Genomic DNA, 18571 nt, shown 5'->3' on the forward strand with positions numbered 1-18571 from the left:
GGCGCGGAACCGCTCCGGTCCGGCTCCGCGTCCCGGTCCGGCCGGCTGCCCGCGTCCTGGCTCACCGCACGGGGTCCTGGCTCAGGATCGACAGTGAGCCAGGACCCTTGACGACCAGGTGACCTGATCATCATCTCCGCGCCCCGGTCCGTTCCTCGCTGCGATGCTCCCGGAGCTGTCGCCGGACGCGCGCTACCCTCCTGGCATGGCTGGGACGGGCGGGCGAGGGCGCCCGGGCCGCCGGCTGCGCCGGGTCGACGAGACCTCCGCCGGGGGCCTGGTGGTGGCCGACGACGGCGTGACCGGGCCCCGTGCCGCCCTGATCGGCCGCACCGATCGCCGCGGTCGCCTCCTCTGGTCGCTGCCCAAGGGGCACATCGAGGCGGGGGAGACGCCCGAGGACACCGCCGTCCGTGAGGTCGCGGAGGAGACCGGCATCATCGGCGAGGTCATCGCACCGCTGGGGATCATCGACTTCTGGTTCGTCGCCGAGGGCCGCCGCGTGCACAAGACCGTGCACCACTTCCTCCTGCGCGCGGTCGGCGGTGCGCTCTCCGACGCCGACGTCGAGGTCACCGAGGTCGCCTGGGTGCCGCTGGAGGAGCTCAGCACCCGGCTGGCGTACGCCGACGAGCGTGCCCTGGTCGAGCGCGCCGCCGGACTCCTGGCCGACAGCGCGTGACCCGGCCGGCTGCCACCCGAGCCGGTGGCCGCCCCGCCGCCGCTCCCGCCCGGCAGGGCACCGTCCGGCGCGCGGTCGCGCTCGTCCCGCTGCTGTCGGGCGCCCTCGTGCTCGGCGGGCCGCTCCTCGCGCCGGCGGCCGTCCTCGCCCCGGCGGCCGCGGCACCCGCGCCGACCGCACCGGACGGGACCACCACCTCGGCCGACCGGCCGGTGCGCATCGACGTGGCCCGCTTCGAACCCCGCACGGTCACCCCGGGCGCGCTGATCACGGTCACCGGCACGCTGACCAACACCGGGCCGGACCCCATCACCGGCCTGACCGCCCGGCTGCAGCGCGGCGACGTCCTCACCGGGCGGCCCGATCTGGCCGACGCCGTCAGCGACCCCGACCCCGCGACCACCGTGCAGCCGCCCTTCGCCCCCCTGCCCGGCGTGCTCGCCCCCGGCGGCAGCGTGGAGTTCAGCTACACGATCGACTCCGCCGAGCTGCGCCTGGAGCAGGACGGCGTGTACCCGGTGCTGTTCAACGTCAACGGCACCGTCGACGGCGACCAGGAGCGCCGGGTCGGCGAACTGGCCACCTTCCTGGTCCAGCAGCCGGTCGTGCCCTCCTCGCGGACGACGGTGGCCTGGCTGTGGCCGCTGTCCGAGCCCAGCCACCGCGACGCCTCCGGCGACTTCGTCGACGACGGGCTCGCCGAGGCCGTGAGCGAGGGCGGCCGGCTCGACCGCGCGCTGGCCGTGGTGGAGCGGCTGCCCGGTGGCCAGCCCGGGGCCGAGCCGGGCGCGCCGCCCGCCGCACCGCTGCCGGTCACGCTGGCCATCGACCCCGCCCTCGTGGAGGAGCTGGCCCGCATGGCCGCCGGGCCCTACGCCGTCGACGGGGTCGCCGGCGCCGGGACGGGCACCGAGGCGGCGCGGGCGTACCTCGACCGGCTGCGCGCGGTCGTGGCCACCCGCCCGGTCGTGGCGCTGCCCTACGGCGACGTCGACGCCGACGGGCTGCAGGCCGCCGGGATGCCCGCCGTTCTCACCCGCAGCCTGCCCGGGACCCCGGAGGGCACGGCGCAGGACCCGCCCGGTCCGCCGCCGGTCACCGAGGCCCCGGCCGTCGACGGGGCGGCCCCGCCACCCGAGCCGGCGGCCGCCACCGGCACCGGCGCCGGGGCGGAGATCATCGCCGACGTCCTGGACGTCACCCCCGTCACCGACCTGGCCTGGTCCCCGGACGGGTCCTACGACGCCGCGACCCTCGACACGCTGCGCGCCGGGGGCATCGACCAGGTCGTCCTGGGCAGCGGTGCGCTCACCGACGGCGACTCGGCCGTGGGGCTGGACGGCTCCGACGCCGTCGCCCGCAGCTCGGTCCCGGTCGGCGACGGGGCGCTGGACGTCCTCGTGGCCGACCCGACGCTGAGCGCCGTCGTCGGCGCCGCCGAGGTCGTGCAGGGCGGCCCGCGCATCGCCGAGCAGCGCTACCTCGCGGAACTGGCCGCCCTGACCCTGCAGGCCCCGCCGGGGAGCGAGCAGACGGTGCTGGTGGCTCCACCCCGCGACCTCGAGGCGGAGCTGGAGGGGGCCGGCGCGATGATCGCCGACACGGCCGGCCTGCCCTGGCTCCAGCCCGGCAGCGTGACCGACCTCGGCGCCGCACCGCCGGCCGACGCCGGGACGCTCGCCGCCCCCGGCGAGGAGACCGCGCTCGACCCGGCCGGGCTGGCGGTCCTCGGCGAAGCAGTCGCCGCCCGGGAGGAGCTCGCCGACGCGATCCCCGCGGACGCCGACCTGGCGCTCCAGCCCTACGACGCCGGCATCGCCCGCGCCTCCTCCGTGCTCCGCCGCGACGACCCCGAGGAGTTCGTGGCCGCCGCCCTGGACGCGCGGGCCACGCTGGACCGGCTGCAGGAACGGGTCACCGTCGTCGCGCCGGCCGACGGCACGTACAGCCTCGCCTCCAGCGACGCCCCGCTGGTGCTGACGGTGGACAACCCGCTGCCGTTCCCCGTGGACGTCCGGCTGCAGGTCGACCCCCCGGCCAACGGCGGGCTCGCCGTCGGCGACATCGGGGTGCAGACGCTCGCGCCCGAGCAGCGCACCACCCTCCAGGTGCCCACCGAGCTGCGCCGTTCCGGTGGCTTCACCGTGACCGCGCAGGTGACGACCCCCTCGGGCACCGCGCTGGGCGACCGCGTCGAGATGCAGGTGAAGAGCACCGCCTACGGGCCGATCTCCCTGTCCATCACCATCGGCGCCGCCTCGCTGCTCGCGCTGCTGTTCCTGCGCCGCCTCGTGCACTTCCTGATCCGGCGGCGCCGGGGCACCGCGGCGGGCGACGCCGGCGCCGGCCCGTCGTCCCCGGGCCTCTCCCCCGCGCCCACCCGGAGCCCGGTGTGAGCGACCGGCCCGGCACCACCGGCGACCGTCCCGACGTCGCGGCGGACGGCGAGCGTCCCCGCCCGCTGCCCCCGCCCCCGCCGCCCGCCCGGCCGGCACCGGGCCGCCGCAGCTGGGGCTCGCCCACGCCGCTGCCGCCGGCCCCCTACCTGGCGACCCCGCCGAGCGACGCGGTCTTCGCCGCGCCCCCCACCGCCGAGGGCGGGCCCGCCGAGGCCACCGTCGACGGCGCCCTGCCCCCGCCGTCGGCACCCCGGGTGCCACCCGTCCGGCCCGCCCGGCCGGCGCGTCCGGCCGCCCCCGTGCCGCCGCTGCCGCCGTTGCGGCACCGCTGGGTGCCGGCCGCGGACGACACCCAGGTCTTCCCCATGCCGCTCCTGCCGCCGGTGCCTCGCGCCGAGCAGGAGACCGAGGAGGACGTCGAGCTCCGCGAGGGGGCACCGGGCGCCAGCGGGGGCATCCTGCGCGCCGCCGGCACCATGGCGGTCGCGACGCTGGTCTCCCGGATCACCGGGCTGCTCCGCACGATGGTGCTGCTCGCCGCGCTCGGCGTCGGGCTGGTCGCCGACGCCTACAACACCGCCAACACGCTGCCGAACATCGTCTACGAGTTGCTGCTCGGGGGCGTCCTGACCTCGGTGATCGTGCCGCTGCTGGTGCACGCGCAGGAGCGGGACCGGGACGACGGCGTCGGCTACGCGCAGCGGCTGGCCACCTTCGCGATGGCCGGGCTGGCCGTCATGACGGTGCTGGCGGTGCTCGCCGCCCCCGCGCTGACCGCCCTCTACGGCCTGGCCGAGGACCCGGAGCAGTACCGCCTGGCGAACTGGCTGGCCCGCATCCTGCTCGTGGAGATCGTGTTCTACGGGTTCGGCGCCTTCGCGCAAGCGGTGCTCAACTCCCGTGGGGTGTTCGGCCCGCCCGCCTGGGCCCCGGTGCTCAACAACGTCGTGGTCATCGCCACCGGCCTGGTGTTCTTCGCCGCGAGCGGACCCGGTCCGCTCCAGCCGGCCACTCTCGAGCCGGGCCTCGTCTGGCTCCTCGGTGTGGGCACGGTGCTGGGCATCGCGGTGCAGGCGATGGTCCTGGTTCCGTACCTGCGCCGCGCGGGCGTCCCGCTGCGGCCCCGCTGGGGGATCCGCGACACCGGGCTGCGCGAGGCCGGCGGCCTCGGGCTCTGGGTGATCGGCTACGTGGCCGTGAGCCAGGTCGGCGTCCTGTTCGCGTTGCGGATCGCCAACGAGGCGCAGCGGAGCGGCGGTCTGGGGTCGACGGCGTTCCAATCTGCCAGCCTGCTCTTCCAGATGCCCTACGGGGTCATCGGCGTCGCGCTGCTGACCGCCCTCGTCCCGCGGATGAGCCGCGCCGCCGCCCGGTCCGACGTGCCGGGCGTGGTCCAGGACCTGTCCCTGGGCACCCGCCTCTCGGCGCTCGGGCTGCTGCCGGTCACCGCCGCGCTGACCGTCCTCGGCCCGCCCCTGGGCGTCCTGCTCCTCGCCTGGGGCAACACGTCGGCCGACGAGGCGCAGGCCATCGGCACGGCGCTGGCCGTCGGGGCGTTCGGACTGCTTCCGATGGCGGTGACGCTGCTGCAGCTGCGGGTCTTCTACGCGATGAAGGACGCCCGCACCCCGACACTCATCCAGCTCGGCATGGTCGCCGTCCGGGTACCGCTGCTCCTGCTCGTCCCCGTGGTCGTCGAGCCCGAGCTGGTGGTGGCCGGGCTGATGCTCGCCACCAGCCTCACCTACGTGGCCGGGTGGGTCATCGGCGACCTGGCGCTGCGCCGCCGGCTCGGTGGGCTCCGCACCCGCGAGACCTTCGGGCCCCTGGCCCGGATTGCCGCCGTGGCCCTGGTCGCGGGTCTGGCCGGCGGTCTTGTCCGGATCGTGACCGGCGACCTGGGCGGACGCTCGACGGCAGGCTCGCTCGCCGAAGTCGTCATCGGTACCGTGGTCGTCGGCGGCGTCGCACTGACCGGTCTGGTGGTGGCCCGCGTTCCGGAGGTCCGGGAACCCGTCGCTGCGCTGCGGGCCCGGCTGGAGCGCAGGTGACCGAGGGCCGGCCAGGAGGGCCGACCGTGCCGGAGCGTCCGCCTCGGCGGCCGGAGCAGCACAGGGAGTCGACAGTGTCGATGGCGTCCACCACCACCGGACTGCCCGACCGCTACCGCCCCCTCGACCAGATCGGCCCCGACGAGACCACCCCCACCGGCGTCATCCAGAGCTGGCGGGCGAAGGACCGGGTCCTGAACCGCGACGTCGCCATCCGGGTGCACGTGCCGGCCGGGCCGGCCGCGCACGCCTGGATCACCCGCGCGCTCACCGCGGGCGGGCTGGCCACCCCGGCGCTGGCGATGGTCTACGACGCCTCCGAGGGCAGCGGCGACCCGCAGGCACCCGGAGGCGCGGCCTACGTCGTCAACGAGTGGATCGACGGCGAGACCCTGGCCGAGCGGCTGCGCTCGGGCCCCATGCCCGAGCGCGACGTGCGGCTGGTCCTCCGCCGGCTCGCCGAGGGTGTGGCCGAGGCGCACCGCGTGGGCCTGGCCGTCGGCGGCCTGACGCTGGAGAACGTCGTCCTCCGGCCCAACGGGCTGGTCGGCCTGCGGGCGGTGCCGGCGGCGTCCGGCACCGTGCACGGCGACATCACCGCGCTGGGCGAGCTCCTGGAGGCCTGCCTGACCGGCGTCGGGCCCGGCGCCCGGCCGGCCACCGGGCCCTCCGACCTCGTGGCCCTCGCCCGACGGGCCCGGTCCACCGAGCCGGGCCAGGGCCTGTCCAGCGTCGCGGCCATGGCCGCGCTGCTCGCCGAGCGCCCGCGGACCGGGCCCAACCCCTCCACGCCGCACCGCGGCGAGGAGGTCGACGGAGGACGGCGCCGTCGCGGGCGGGACCGCCGTCCCGAAGGCGCGGCACCGGTGCGGCTCGGGCCCGGCGCGCTCCCCCCGGTGCCGCCGGTGCGCCCCGGGTCCGACGAGGAACCGGCACCGCACGCCCGCACGTCCCGCGACACCGTCGCCGCCGGCACGGCGCTGCCCCCGGCCCCGTCCGCCGGCGAGGACGAGGAGCCCTTCGGCGTCCTGCACGGCGGCTCGACGGCCGCCGACCGGTACGCCGACCCGGCGGACCTGGACGCTGACGACGAGGACGACGCCCGGAAGCACCGGCTGGTCGTCCTGGCTCTGCCGCTGCTGGCCCTGCTCGTGGTGATCGCGCTGGCGTGGTGGATCGGGTCGAGCGTCCTGTCGGTGACCGACTCGGTGGACGAGGACATCGACGGCTCCACCCCGCCGGCGAGCAGCGCCCCGGTCGCCGAGGGCGGTGCGGGCGGGGAGACGGAGGGCGCGCCCGGTCCGGCGGCCGCCATCGCCGGTGCCGAGGTGTTCGACCCCTTCGGCGACGGCGAGCCGGAGAACGACGGCGACGTCCCGCTCTCCTACGACGGCGACCCCGCCACCGGCTGGTCCACCCTCACCTACCGCGGCTCCCCGGCGTTCGGGAACCTCAAGCCCGGCGTCGGCGTCGTCTACGACCTCGGCTCCGCCCAGGACCTCGCCGGGGTCACCGTCCAGACCGCGCAGCCCGGCACCACCGTCGAGATCCGCACCGCCGAGACCGCCGTCGGGGGGCTGGACGACTTCACCGTTGCCGCGAACGGCACGCTCGAGCCGAGCACCGAGCTCGCGTTCGACGACCCCGTGACCGCGCGCTACGTCCTCGTCTGGCTCACCGGCCTGGTCGACAGCCCGGACGGCTTCTCCGCGGAGCTGGCCGAGGTGGAGATCAGCACCGCCGGCTGAGGGAGGACCCCTTCCCCCTCGCCCGGCGGGCCGTGGACCTCGCCGTCCCCCCGGCCCGCGCCCGCTCGACCTCGCGGCACGCTGGTCTTCCTCGGGGCGTGCGGCGCGGTCGGCGGACCGCTGGACGGGAGCGCGGGGAATGCCGCCCTTACGATCGTGGTTGTGCCGCCCGTGACTGCAGACCAGCCGACCCCCGGCCCCGCCGTGACCACCGGCGAGGTGACCAAGCCGGCGATCCCGCCCGCGGAGCACGACGGCGTCCGCGACCTCGTCATCATCGGCTCGGGGCCCGCCGGGTACACCGCGGCGGTCTACGCCGCCCGGGCCAACCTGCACCCGCTGGTGTTCGAGGGATCGCAGTTCGGCGGCGCGCTGATGACGACCACCGAGGTCGAGAACTTCCCCGGCTTCCCCGAGGGCATCCAGGGTCCCCAGCTCATGGACGACATGCGCACCCAGGCCGAGCGCTTCGGCGCCGAGCTGGTGCCGTCGGACGTGACCGAGGTCGACCTGACGGCCGAGCCGAAGATCGTCAAGGTCGGCGACCAGGTCCACCGAGCGCACGCGGTCATCGTGGCCACCGGCTCCAAGTACCGCTACCTGGGCCTGGACAACGAGCAGCGGCTGCTCGGCCGCGGGGTCTCCGCCTGCGCCACCTGCGACGGGTTCTTCTTCCGCGACCAGGACATCGTCGTCGTCGGCGGCGGCGACTCGGCGATGGAGGAGGCCACCTTCCTCACCCGCTTCGCCAAGAGCGTCACCGTCGTGCACCGCCGCGAGGAGCTGCGCGCCTCGAAGATCATGCAGAAGCGGGCGCAGGACAACGAGAAGATCCGCTGGGCCCTCGGCAAGCAGGTCACCGACGTCCTCGGCGACACCACCGTCTCCGCCGTCGAGCTGACCGACACCACCACCGGGGCCACCGAGACCGTGCCCGTGAGCGGAATGTTCGTCGCCATCGGCCACGACCCGCGCAGCGAGCTGTTCGCCGGCCAGCTGAAGCTGGACGACGAGGGCTACATCCAGGTCGACCACCCGACCACCCGGACCACGATCGACGGGGTCTTCGCCTGCGGCGACGTCGTCGACCACATCTACCGCCAGGCGATCACGTCGGCCGGCACGGGTGCCGCCGCCGCGATCGACGCCGAGCGGTGGCTCGCCGAGACCTTCGACGAGCGCTGAGCCCGGATCGGGCTCGCCCACCCGGGCATAACCGGTTCCCGCGACCGGTTGTCCCGGCAGGCAACCTCGTCAGCGCCAGCAACGAGCCAGTCGACCGAGAGGGAGAACGACCATGGCAGGCAACACCGTGACCGTCACCGATTCCAGCTTCGCCACCGACGTGCTGGGCAGCGACAAGCCCGTGCTCGTCGACTTCTGGGCGGAGTGGTGTGGGCCGTGCAAGATGGTCGCCCCGGTGCTGGAGGAGATCGCCGCCGAGCACGGCGACAAGCTCACCATCGCCAAGCTGAACATCGACGAGAACCCCCAGATTGCCCGCGACTACCAGGTCATGTCGATCCCCACCATGACGGTCTTCCAGGGTGGCAAGCCGGTGAAGAGCATCATCGGCGCCAAGCCCAAGGGCGCCATCCTGAACGACCTGGCCGACTACCTCTGAGTCACGGCACCTGAGCCACGCCGCCGCCCAGCGCGGCGCGGTCACGCTCCGTGCGGCGAAGGCCCACCCCTCCACCGGACGGGTGGGCCTTCGCCGTTCCCGGGGGTCGCGATGCTCGCCCCGGGCGCGCCGACGACGACGGGAGGGACGACAATCGGCGGCACGATGGGAACCGACAGCCGCATGCAGCCCTTGGCGCGGGGGGACCGCGGGCCGGCCGTGGCCGACGTGCACGCCGCCCTCCGCAGCCTCGGCCTCCTCCCCGCATTCCCCGACGGTCCCGACCCGGCACTGGAGTCGGCGGAGTACGACGCCGGCACCGAGCTCGCCGTCCGCCACTTCCAGCAGGTCCGCGGTCTCTCCGTCGACGGCCGGGTGGGGGAGGAGACCTACCGGGCGCTCAGCGAGGCCCGCTGGTCCCTGGGGGACCGGCTGCTCCGCTACGACCCCGAACGGCCGATGCGCGGTGACGACGTCACCAGCCTCCAGGAGCGCCTCCTCGAGCTCGGCTACGACGCCGGGCGGGCCGACGGCATCCTCGGCCCGGAGACGGAGCTCGGGCTGCGGGCGTTCCAGCGCGACTACGGGCTGACCTCCGACGGCACCTGCGGCCCGGCGACGCTGCGGGCGCTGCGCCAGCTGGGCCGCAAGGTCACCGGCGGCCGGCCCCAGCTCCTCCGGCAGAGCGCGTCGTTCGTCGAGAGCGGCCCCCACCTGATCGGGCGGCGCATCGTCGTCGACGCCGGCCACGGCGGCCCGGACACCGGCTTCACGGTGGGCGAGACCACCGAGGCGGACCTGGTGTTCGACCTGGCCTCCCGCATCGAGGGGCGGCTGGCGGCCGCAGGCGCCACCGTGTACCTCACCCGGGGCCGCGGGCAGGGGCCGGCGCTCGCCGAGCGCACCGCCTTCGCCAACGACGCCCGGGGCGACCTCTTCCTCTCCCTGCACATGGACGCCCACGGCTCCGAGCACGCCCGGGGGGTCGCCAGCTACTACTACGGCACCGGCTCCGGCGCCTCCTCCACGGTGGGGGAGCAGTTCGCGAACCTGGTGCGCCGCGAGATCGTCGCCCGCACCGGGCTGCTGGACCTCGGCTCGCACCCCAAGACGTGGGAGCTGCTGCGCATGAGCCGGATGCCGGCCGTCCGGCTGGACTGCGGCTACCTCTCCCACCCGGTGGACCGGCTGCTGCTGCTGGACGCCCGGGTCCGCAGCGCCATCGCGCACGGTGTCCTGGCCGCCGTGCAGCGGCTCTACCTGCCGGCCGAGGCCGACCCGGCGACCGGCACCTTCGTGCTGCCCGAGAAGGCGTAGCGGGCCGCGGACGCCCCCGGCGACCGGCCGCGTCCGAACGGTCCACCTGGCACCGGTGGTCCCACCGGACGACGACCCACCCGCGCCTACACTCCTGGGGTGGCCACCACCCCGCCCGGCTCGCCCGCCGGTTCCGGACAGCAGGGGGCGCACCAGGGTGCGCACCCCCACCCCGCGCCGCGGCATCCGCGGCTCGACCCGCTGGCCGACCGCTACGCAGCACGCACCCACGGGATGAAGACCTCGGAGATCCGCGCGCTGTTCTCCGTCGTCAGCCGGCCCGAGGTCGTCTCGCTGGCCGGTGGCATGCCCGCCGTGACCGCCCTCCCGCTGGACGCCGTCGGCTCGATGATCGGCGACCTGGTCTCCGGCATGGGCGCGCAGACGCTGCAGTACGGCTCCGGCCAGGGCGACCCGCGGCTCCGCGAACGGATCTGCGACGTCATGGCGCTGGAGGGCATCACCGACGCCTCGCCGAGCGAGGTCGTGGTGACGGTCGGCTCGCAGCAGGGCCTGGACCTGGTCACCCGCGTCTTCGTCGACCCCGGTGACGTGATCCTGGCCGAGGCGCCGTCCTACGTCGGTGCGCTCGGCGTCTTCCAGTCCGCCGAGGCACGGGTCCGGCATGTCGCCATGGACGACGACGGGCTGATCCCCGAGGCCCTGGAGGAGGCGCTCGTCGCCTGCCGGGCCGCCGGTGACCGCGTGAAGTTCCTCTACACCGTGCCCAACTTCCACAACCCGGCCGGCGTCACCCTGTCCGAGCCCCGCCGCGAGGCGATCATGGCGATCGCCGAGCGCTGGGACCTGCTCATCATCGAGGACAACCCCTACGGCCTGCTCGGCTTCGACCGCGAGCCGATGCGCGCCCTGCGTGCCCGCGACTCCCAGCGGGTCATCTACCTGGGCTCGTTCTCCAAGACCTTCTCCCCGGGCCTGCGCGTGGGGTGGGTGCTCGCCCCGCTGGCGGTTCGCGAGAAGCTCGTCCTGGCCACCGAGGCGCAGGTGCTGTGCCCGCCGTCGCTGACCCAGTACGCCGTCGCCCGGTACCTGGACACCCAGCCCTGGCGCGAGCAGATCAAGCTGTTCACCGAGCTGTACCGGGAGCGCCGCGACGCCACGCTGGAGTCCCTGGCGGCCCTGATGCCCGCGGGCACCACCTGGACCCGCCCCGACGGCGGCTTCTACGTGTGGCTGAAGCTGCCCGCCGGGCTGGACGCCAAGCTGATGCAGCCGCGCGCCGTGGGCGCGCACGTCGCCTACGTCCCGGGCATCGGCTTCTACGCCGACGGCAGCGGCCAGGAGTACATGCGCCTGTCGTACTGCTACCCCGAACCCGACCAGATCCGGGAAGGCGTGCGCCGGCTCTCCCGCGTCGTGGAGGCGGAACTGGATCTGCACTCCACCTTCGACAAGGTCGACACCGGCACCTTCCGGGCGATCCGCCCGGGCTCCGGCCACGACGCCGAGTCGATGGTCGGTCCGGCGAACAGCGACACGTACGAGGACGGCCGATGAGCGAGACCGCGCCCACCGCAGAGCCCACCGCAGAGCCCGCCGCAGCGCAGGAGCAGCACCCGCTGCGCGCCGTCGTCCTCGCCGGCGGGCTGACCTTCGAGCGGGAGGTCAGCCTGTCCTCGGGCACCCAGGTGGTCGAGGAGCTCACCCGCGCGGGCCTGGACGCCGAACTGCGCGACGCCGACGCCGAACTGCTGCCCGGCCTCGCCGCGGCGCCGGCCGACGCGGTGTTCATCGCCCTGCACGGCGCCACCGGTGAGGACGGCGCGCTGCGTGCGGTCCTCGACCTGGCCGGCGTGCCCTACGTCGGCTCGCCGGCGGCGGCGTGCCGGCTGGCCTGGGACAAGCCGGCCGCCAAGTCCGTCGTCCGCACCGCGGGCCTGACGACGCCGGACTGGGTCGCCCTCCCGCACAGCACGTTCCGCGAACTGGGTGCCGGTGCGGTGCTGGACCTGATGGTCGCCCGCCTGGGTCTGCCGCTGATGGTCAAGCCGGCCTCGGGCGGATCGGCGCTCGGCGTCCAGAAGATCAGCCGGGTCGAGGACCTCCCGGCCGCGATGGTGAGCTGCTTCGCCTACGGCGACACCGTGATGGTGGAGCGCTACGTCGAGGGGGTCGAGGTCGCCCTCGCCGTCGTCGACCTCGGCGAGGGGCCGGTCGCGCTGCCGGCCGTCGAGATCGAGCCGGAGTCCGGCGTCTTCGACTACAGCTCCCGCTACTCGCCGGGGCTCACCGAGTACCACGCACCCGCCCGCATCCCCGACGACGTCGCCGCCCGCGCCGCCGACGTCGCCGTCCGGGTGCACGAGGTGCTGGGGTTGGCCGACCTCTCGCGCACCGATGCGATCATCACCCCCGCCGGCGAGGTCCACTTCCTCGAGGTGAACGTCTCGCCGGGCCTCACCGAGACCTCGATGTTCCCCATGGCGGTGGAAGCGGCCGGGTACGACCTCGGCACGGTGCTCGGCCGGCTGCTCGCCCGCCGGGCCGAGAGCCGCCGCTGACGCAGACCCCCCGCACGCCGGGCAGCGACCTGATCGTGGCCCGCACACAGAGGCCGCCTTCCGTCAGTGACGGAAGGCGGGCGCGGTATTTTCGGGGGTTGGGATCATGCGGGCGCCCTCAGGGGGCCCCGAACACCTCCCCGCCGTTCCCTCATTCCCGCACGCCCGCCTCTGTAGTTGCTCGGTGTCGGATCAGGCGTCCGGACGGCGTCCGGTGATGTCCGGGGCCATGACGCCGATGATGCGCTGCAGATCGTCCACCGAGCCGAACTCGACGACGATCTTCCCCTTCGACCGGCCGATCTGGATCTTCACCTTGGTCTCGAACATGTCCGACAGCCGGGAGCCGAGCTCCTCGACGCCGGGCGCGGAGATCCGCCGGGTGCGCCGCTTCGCCGCCGGCTCCTCGGCGACCGCCAGGGCGACGGCCTCCTCGGTGGCCCGCACCGACAGTCCCTCGGCGACGATGCGGGTGGCCAGCGTGTCCTGGGCCACCGGGTCCTGCAGGCCGAGCAGCGCGCGAGCGTGCCCCGCGGAGATGACGCCGGCGGCGACGCGGGTCTGCACCTTCACCGGCAGCTTCATCAGCCGGATGGTGTTGGTGACCTGGGAGCGGCTGCGCCCGATCCGCTGGGCGAGCTCCTCGTGCGTGGCCCCGAACTCCTCGAGCAGCTGCTGGTAGGCGGCGGCCTCCTCCAGCGGGTTCAGCTGGACCCGGTGGATGTTCTCCAGCAGGGCGTCTCGGAGCATCGCGTCGTCGGTCGTGTCGCGCACGATCGCGGGCACGGTGCCGAGCCCGGCGGCCCGCGCCGCACGCAGGCGCCGCTCGCCCATGATGAGCTCGTAGCGCCCGCCCTCGGACTCCCGGACGACGATCGGCTGGAGGAGCCCGAACTCCTTGATGCTGTGCGTCAGCTCGTCCAGGGCCTCGTCGTCGAAGACCTGCCGGGGCTGCTTCGGGTTCGGCACGACGTCCTCGACCGAGACCTCGCGGAGCTGCGCCCCCGGCACACCCACCGTGTCCGCCTCCGCGGCCGGCGACGGCGCGGGGAAGGGCACCAGGCTGACCGGGGCGGATGTCGGCGCCGCCTCGGCACGCTCGCCGGCGGCGGGCGTCGCCGGTGGCTGCTCTCCGGTCTGCTCGTCCCGCTCCCGGCTCGGCGCTGGCGCAGCCGGGGCGACCGGGGACGGCGTGGGTGCCGGACCCGTCGGGATGAGCGCCGCCAGCCCGCGTCCCAGGCCGCCTCGCTTCGTCATTGCTGCTCCTCGCTGGCAGGGGTGGTCACTGGGAGTCCTGGCGGAACGGCACCGACGTCTCCCCGAAGGCGAGCGCGCCGACCGGGGTGGCCCCGTTGCTGCCCGCCGCCACGTCGAGCGGTTCCAGCGCGACCCCGCGCTGCGCCAGCTCCCGGGCGGCCTCGACGTAGCTGGTCGAGCCGCGCGAACCCGGGTCGTAGGTCAGGACCGACTGCCCGTAGCCCGGAGCCTCGGAGACCCGGACGTTGCGGGGGATGACCGCCTGGAGGACGAGCTCGCCGAAGTGGTTGCGCACCTCGTCGGCGACCTGGTCGGCGAGCTTGGTGCGCCCGTCGTACATGGTGAGCAGGATCGTCCGCACGGCGATCCCCGGGTTGAGGTGCTGGCGGACCAGGTCGATGTTGTTGAGCAGCTGCCCCAGCCCCTCCAGCGCGTAGTACTCGCACTGGATCGGGATCAGCACCTCGTCGCCGGCCACCAGCGCGTTGAGCGTCAGCAGTCCCAGCGAGGGCGGGCAGTCGATGAGCACGTAGTGCGGCCGGCGCTCCCGCGGCAGCGCCGCGACGTAGGCCTCGATCGCCCGCCGCAGCCGGTGCTCGCGGGCGACGACGGAGACCAGCTCGATCTCGGCGCCGGCCAGGTCGATGGTCGCCGGCACGCAGAGCAGGTTGGGGCTGGCCGTCGTCGGGTGCACCACCTCGGAGAGCGTGCTGTCACCGACGAGCGCGTCGTAGATCGAGGGCGTGCCCACGGTGTGCTCGACGCCGAGGGCGGTGCTCGCGTTGCCCTGGGGGTCGAGGTCGATGACGAGGGTGCGCAGGCCGTACAGGGCGAGGGCCACCCCGAGATTCACGGTGGACGTGGTCTTCCCGACCCCGCCCTTCTGGTTCGCGATGGTGATGACCCGGATGCGCCCGGGAGCAGGGAAGGGCTCCTGCTCGGCGGCGTGCAGCACGCGTGTCGCGCGCAGGGCCTCCATGGCGATGGGGCTGTCGAAGTCCGCGAGCCCACCCGAGGACGACGCCGTCGACGACTGGTCAGCGGCGAGACTGCTGCGCAGCCGCTCGCCCGGGTCGGTCATCGCTGGTCCTTCCTCTGCCGGCGTTTCACGTGGAACGGATCGGGTAGCGGCGCCTGTTCCACGTGGAACAGAACGCGGATCGACGTCCCGGCACTGTCACCGGTCTCCCCGCGTCATGACCACCACGGTAGTGGCAGCGTCTCCCAGAGATGCACCGACGGCACGCGCCTCGATGTCACGCATCCCGGCGGCGTGCAGTTCCGGGCGGAGCGCCGGCAGCTCGGCCAGCGCCCGCGACCCGACGAGGGCCACCAGTTGGGCTCCCGGCCGCAGGAGCCCACGGCACCAGCCGACGAGCCGGGGGAGGGGTGCCACCGCCCGGGCGGTGACGACGTCGACGCCTCCGACGGCGGCGACCACCGACCGGTCCTCGGCCCGACCCCGCACCACCCGCCACGTCGACGGCGGCTCGGCCAGGTCGGCGACCGCCTCCTCGAGGAACTCCACCCGCCGGGCCATCGGCTCGACGAGCGTGAGCGCGATGTCCGGCCGTGCCAGGCCGAGGGGGATGCCGGGCAGCCCGGCGCCGCTGCCGACGTCGACCACCCGGGCGTCCCGGGGCACCGCCTCGGCCACCGCGGCGCTGTTGAGCACGTGCCGCTCCCACAGCCGGGGGACCTCGCGCGGGCCGATGAGACCGCGGGTCACGCCGTCGGAGGCGAGCCGGGCCACGTACCGCTGCGCCGCGGGCAGGGCGGCGCCGAAGACCTCGGCTGCCTGCGCCGGCGCGGCGGGTACCTCCGGCACGCCCGCGGCGCCGGCCGAGGGACCTCCGTCGCTCACCTGTCGGGCAGGACCACGACGCGGCGGCGGGGCTCCTCGCCCTCCGACTCGCTGTGCACGTCCGCGACCGAGGCGATGACGTCGTGCACGACCTTGCGCTCGAACGGGTTCATCGGGCTCAGCCGCTCGGGCTGCCCGCTGGCGGAGACCCGGCGCGCGGTCTCCGCGGCCAGGGAGGTGAGGTCGGCCCGGCGCTTGGCCCGGTACCCGCCGACGTCGAGCATGAGCCGGCTGCGCACGCCGGTCGATTGGGCGACGGCGAGGCGGGTGAGCTCCTGCAGCGCCTCCAGCGTCGCGCCGTCCGGCCCGATGAGGTCGCCCAGCCGGCCCCCGACGATGGCGACCGACGCCCGGTCGCCCTCCACGTCGAGGTCGATGTCGCCGTCCACGTCCAGGATGTCGAGGAGGCGTTCCAGGTAGTCCCCGGCCACGTCACCCTCGCGGACCAGCAGGTCGTCGCCGGTCCCTCTGGCCGCACCTGCCTCATCAGTCTCGACGTCGACGGGCTCCACGACGGCGTCGTCGCTGGCGGCGTCCGCGTCGGGCAAAGCCGGCGGGTTGTCTGTCACGGGCTGCTGCGGAGCACTCACGGGTGTTCCTCCCAGTTCGGTGCGGCGGCCGGGTCGTCCCGGAGGTCTGTGTGCCGGACGGGCCGGCGGGGGAGCGGTACGGCGGAGGTCAGCGACGCTTCCGCTTCCCGCGGTTGGCCGGCCCTTGGCCCGCCCCGGGCCGGGAGCTGCGGCCGGAGCCGGAGCCGGCGTTGCGCGACCCGGTGGACCCGGTGGATCCGTTGCCCGTCGAGCCGCCCGCCGTGGAGCCGTTCCCCGCGGAACCGTCCGCCGCGGAACCGTCCGCCGTGGAGCCGTCCGTCGAGGAACCGTCCGTCGTGGAACCGTCGCCGTCCACGGTGCTGGCCGGGGCGACGGTGGTGCCCGACGGGCGCCCCTGCTTGGGCCGCACCGGCTTGGCGCCGGGCTTCGGGGCCAGCGTCCTGGGGTCGACCGCCGGCTTGTCCGCGGCGGCCTTCGCCTTGGCGGCGTCCGAGCCGGGCGGCGGCATCTTACGGAGGATGAAGAACTGCTGGCCCATCGTCCACAGGTTGTTCGTCATCCAGTAGATGAGGACACCGATCGGGAAGATGAAGCCCGAGACGAAGAGGCTGATCGGGACGCCGTAGAGCATCAGCTTCTGCACCATGGCGGCCTGGCCCTCGACCGGGCCCGAGCGCGACATGATCTGCTTCTGCGTGAAGTACGTCGTGAAGCACATGACGATGATCAGCGCGAACGCGACGATGCGGATGTTCGTGTAGTTGACGCCGGCGATCCCGAGGATCGCCTGCTCCTTGGCGCCGCTCATGTTGAACGACGCGGAGATCGGTGCCCCGAACAGCTGCGCCCGTGCGGCCTCGTCGGTGAGCTGGTCCGTCCACGAGTACAGCCCCTGCTTCTCGGGAGCCAGGCGCCGCAGGACGTGGAACAGCGACAGGAAGACCGGGATCTGCGGCAGGATCGGCAGGCAGCCGGCCAGCGGGTTGACGCCGCGCTCCTTCTGGAGCTGCTGCATCGCCACGGCCATCCCCTGGCGGTCGCTGCCGTACTGCTTGCGGAGCTTGGCGATCTCCGGCTGGAGCTCCTGCATCGCCCGCTGCGACTTGACCTGCTTGACGAACAGCGGGAAGAGGATCAGCCGGATCGTCACGACCAGGAAGACGATCGCCAGGACCCAGCTCAGCCCACCGAGGGCCGTCTCGGGCGCGGGGTCACCGAAGACGAGGTTCCACAGCGAGTGCCACCGGGCCATGACCCAGGAGATGGCGGTGTACAGCCAGTCAAGCAACGGAGGACTCCTCCTGCGGGGTCCGGCACGCGGCCGGCGGGGTGGCCTCGCGGCCGGGGTCATCGGACGGCGCGACCTGAGGACGTGCCGCTGAGCTGGACGAGCGGGCGCCCGTCCCGGTTCCACGGGCCGGCGGGACGGGGTCCACACCGCCCGGGTGCCACGGCGCGCACTTGGCCAGCCGAACCAGCGCCAACCGGCTGCCGCGGGCCGCGCCGTGCCGGCCGACCGCCTCGGCCGCGTAGGCGCTGCAGGTCGGGTGGAACCGGCACCGCGGGGGGAACGCCGGGCTGATCGCCCGGGAGTAGAAGCCGACGGCGCACAGCAGCAGCCGCGCGGCGGCGGAGCGGCGCGGGGCCGACCCGTTCGGGGCGTTCACCGCCGCGCCCCCCGGTCGCCGAGCAGCCGGTCCAGGCCGGCGGCCAGGTCGCGGTGCAGCGCGGCCGAGTCGGCCGCGGCGGCCTCGGGACGGGCGCGGACGACGAGGTCCGCGCTCGCCGGGAGCCGGTCGAGCTCGGTGCGGACCACGGCACGCAGCCGGCGGGTCACCCGGTGGCGGACCACCGAGTTGCCCACGCTCTTGCCCACCACGAAACCGGCCCGCGCAGCCACCGGCGACGATGCGTCGCCGGCCGGCTGCTCGGGCCGTTCGGGGAGGTAGTGCAGCACCATGGTCGGCCGCCCGGCGCGCCGGCCGGATCGGACCACCGCGGTGAACTCCGGGCGCCGGCGCAGGCGTGCCTGCGCAGGCAGCACGTCAGGCGGAGAGCTTCTCGCGGCCCTTGCGCCGACGGGTGGCGAGGATCGCCCGGCCCGCGCGGGTCCGCATCCGCAGCCGGAAGCCGTGGGTCTTGGACCGGCGGCGGTTGTTCGGCTGGAAGGTGCGCTTGCTCACGAGGTACTCCCACTACACGGCATCGGCGGTGCGCCCCGTCGGTGGACGGGAGCGCGCGGGGTACCGGAACGGCACGACGACCGTCCCCGGGACCCCGGAAGCTGGCACTGCGGACCGACGGACCCGGGCCCGACCGCGCGGACTGGCGCAGCGGGAGGACGGGCACACCCGTCCGCAGACTCCGGCCAGCATAACCGAGGACGAACGGGTGCCGGTGACCGACCGCCCATGGTGCGCCCACCACGACGGGCGGACCACGGCGGCACGCCGGGCGGGCACGACGTCCTCCGACGCGCGGAGCGACCCCTGCGCCACCCGGTGCGGACCGCGGCGGCGTTGCCGGGCTGTGGACGGGGCTGTTAGCGTCGCCGTC

The 18571-nt window shown here is 74.9% G+C and carries 17 protein-coding genes; 9 read left to right on the plus strand and 8 right to left on the minus strand.

Translation table 11 applies throughout. From position 1 onward, the window contains the following. Nucleotides 1-205 precede the first annotated feature (205 nt). The 9 genes from QOZ88_RS21225 (at nucleotide 206) to QOZ88_RS21265 (ending at nucleotide 12343) form a co-directional block, all read left to right on the plus strand. Nucleotides 206-682, plus strand: a complete 477-nt coding sequence (locus QOZ88_RS21225; RefSeq protein ID WP_306001685.1) for an NUDIX hydrolase — start codon at nucleotides 206-208, stop codon at nucleotides 680-682. Beyond that, complete coding sequence (locus QOZ88_RS21230) at nucleotides 679-3078, plus strand: DUF6049 family protein (RefSeq protein ID WP_306001686.1); 2400 nt, start codon at nucleotides 679-681, stop codon at nucleotides 3076-3078. Before QOZ88_RS21225 ends, QOZ88_RS21230 begins: the two co-directional genes overlap by 4 nt. Beyond that, nucleotides 3075-5132 carry a murein biosynthesis integral membrane protein MurJ gene (gene murJ / locus QOZ88_RS21235; protein ID WP_306001687.1) on the plus strand — a complete coding sequence of 686 codons (2058 nt, stop codon included), beginning with the start codon at nucleotides 3075-3077 and terminating at the stop codon, nucleotides 5130-5132. Before QOZ88_RS21230 ends, murJ begins: the two co-directional genes overlap by 4 nt. 80 nt (nucleotides 5133-5212) lie before the next feature. Then, nucleotides 5213-6880 (plus strand): hypothetical protein, encoded by a 1668-nt coding sequence (locus QOZ88_RS21240; RefSeq protein WP_306001688.1) that lies wholly within the window; start codon nucleotides 5213-5215, stop codon nucleotides 6878-6880. Between the two features lie 171 nt (nucleotides 6881-7051). Further along, on the plus strand, nucleotides 7052-8065 hold the full coding sequence (trxB, locus tag QOZ88_RS21245; protein ID WP_454971321.1) for a thioredoxin-disulfide reductase: 1014 nt from the start codon (nucleotides 7052-7054) through the stop codon (nucleotides 8063-8065). 112 nt (nucleotides 8066-8177) lie between these two features. Further along, a complete protein-coding gene (trxA, locus tag QOZ88_RS21250; protein ID WP_091930864.1) occupies nucleotides 8178-8504 on the plus strand; it encodes a thioredoxin in 327 nt (108 codons plus the stop codon). A 165-nt stretch (nucleotides 8505-8669) separates the two neighbouring features. Continuing rightward, nucleotides 8670-9821 carry an N-acetylmuramoyl-L-alanine amidase gene (locus QOZ88_RS21255; RefSeq protein WP_306001689.1) on the plus strand — a complete coding sequence of 384 codons (1152 nt, stop codon included), beginning with the start codon at nucleotides 8670-8672 and terminating at the stop codon, nucleotides 9819-9821. Nucleotides 9822-9920: 99 nt separating this feature from the next. Continuing rightward, a complete protein-coding gene (locus QOZ88_RS21260; protein ID WP_306001690.1) occupies nucleotides 9921-11339 on the plus strand; it encodes an aminotransferase-like domain-containing protein in 1419 nt (472 codons plus the stop codon). Continuing rightward, nucleotides 11336-12343: a D-alanine--D-alanine ligase family protein gene (locus QOZ88_RS21265; RefSeq protein ID WP_306001691.1), complete on the plus strand. Its 1008-nt coding sequence runs from the start codon at nucleotides 11336-11338 to the stop codon at nucleotides 12341-12343. Before QOZ88_RS21260 ends, QOZ88_RS21265 begins: the two co-directional genes overlap by 4 nt. A 192-nt stretch (nucleotides 12344-12535) precedes the next feature. Here QOZ88_RS21265 and QOZ88_RS21270 read toward each other — a convergent pair whose 3' ends face one another. From QOZ88_RS21270 to rpmH, 8 genes are all read right to left on the minus strand, one after another. After that, entirely contained in the window at nucleotides 12536-13600 is a 1065-nt protein-coding gene (locus QOZ88_RS21270; RefSeq protein WP_306001692.1) for a ParB/RepB/Spo0J family partition protein, read from the minus strand. Nucleotides 13601-13625: 25 nt separating this feature from the next. Then, nucleotides 13626-14681 (minus strand): ParA family protein, encoded by a 1056-nt coding sequence (locus tag QOZ88_RS21275; protein ID WP_091930867.1) that lies wholly within the window; start codon nucleotides 14679-14681, stop codon nucleotides 13626-13628. Between the two features lie 96 nt (nucleotides 14682-14777). Next, on the minus strand, nucleotides 14778-15464 hold the full coding sequence (gene rsmG, locus QOZ88_RS21280) for a 16S rRNA (guanine(527)-N(7))-methyltransferase RsmG (protein WP_306001693.1): 687 nt from the start codon (nucleotides 15462-15464) through the stop codon (nucleotides 14778-14780). Next, entirely contained in the window at nucleotides 15461-16054 is a 594-nt protein-coding gene (locus tag QOZ88_RS21285; protein ID WP_319946903.1) for a Jag family protein, read from the minus strand. The genes rsmG and QOZ88_RS21285 overlap by 4 nt, the downstream gene beginning before the upstream one ends. An 88-nt stretch (nucleotides 16055-16142) precedes the next feature. Next, nucleotides 16143-17303: a membrane protein insertase YidC gene (yidC, locus tag QOZ88_RS21290; protein ID WP_306001694.1), complete on the minus strand. Its 1161-nt coding sequence runs from the start codon at nucleotides 17301-17303 to the stop codon at nucleotides 16143-16145. Then, on the minus strand, nucleotides 17296-17682 hold the full coding sequence (gene yidD / locus QOZ88_RS21295; protein WP_306001695.1) for a membrane protein insertion efficiency factor YidD: 387 nt from the start codon (nucleotides 17680-17682) through the stop codon (nucleotides 17296-17298). The genes yidC and yidD overlap by 8 nt, the downstream gene beginning before the upstream one ends. Further along, nucleotides 17679-18059 carry a ribonuclease P protein component gene (gene rnpA, locus QOZ88_RS21300; protein WP_306001696.1) on the minus strand — a complete coding sequence of 127 codons (381 nt, stop codon included), beginning with the start codon at nucleotides 18057-18059 and terminating at the stop codon, nucleotides 17679-17681. Before rnpA ends, yidD begins: the two co-directional genes overlap by 4 nt. A 1-nt stretch (nucleotide 18060) precedes the next feature. Then, nucleotides 18061-18198, minus strand: coding sequence for a 50S ribosomal protein L34 (rpmH, locus tag QOZ88_RS21305; RefSeq protein WP_091930872.1), 138 nt, complete (start codon nucleotides 18196-18198; stop codon nucleotides 18061-18063). Between the last annotated feature and the right edge of the window lie 373 nt (nucleotides 18199-18571).

It is taken from the genome of Blastococcus carthaginiensis (assembly GCF_030731085.1).
In the GTDB taxonomy this organism is placed as follows: Bacteria; Actinomycetota; Actinomycetes; order Mycobacteriales; family Geodermatophilaceae; genus Blastococcus; species Blastococcus carthaginiensis.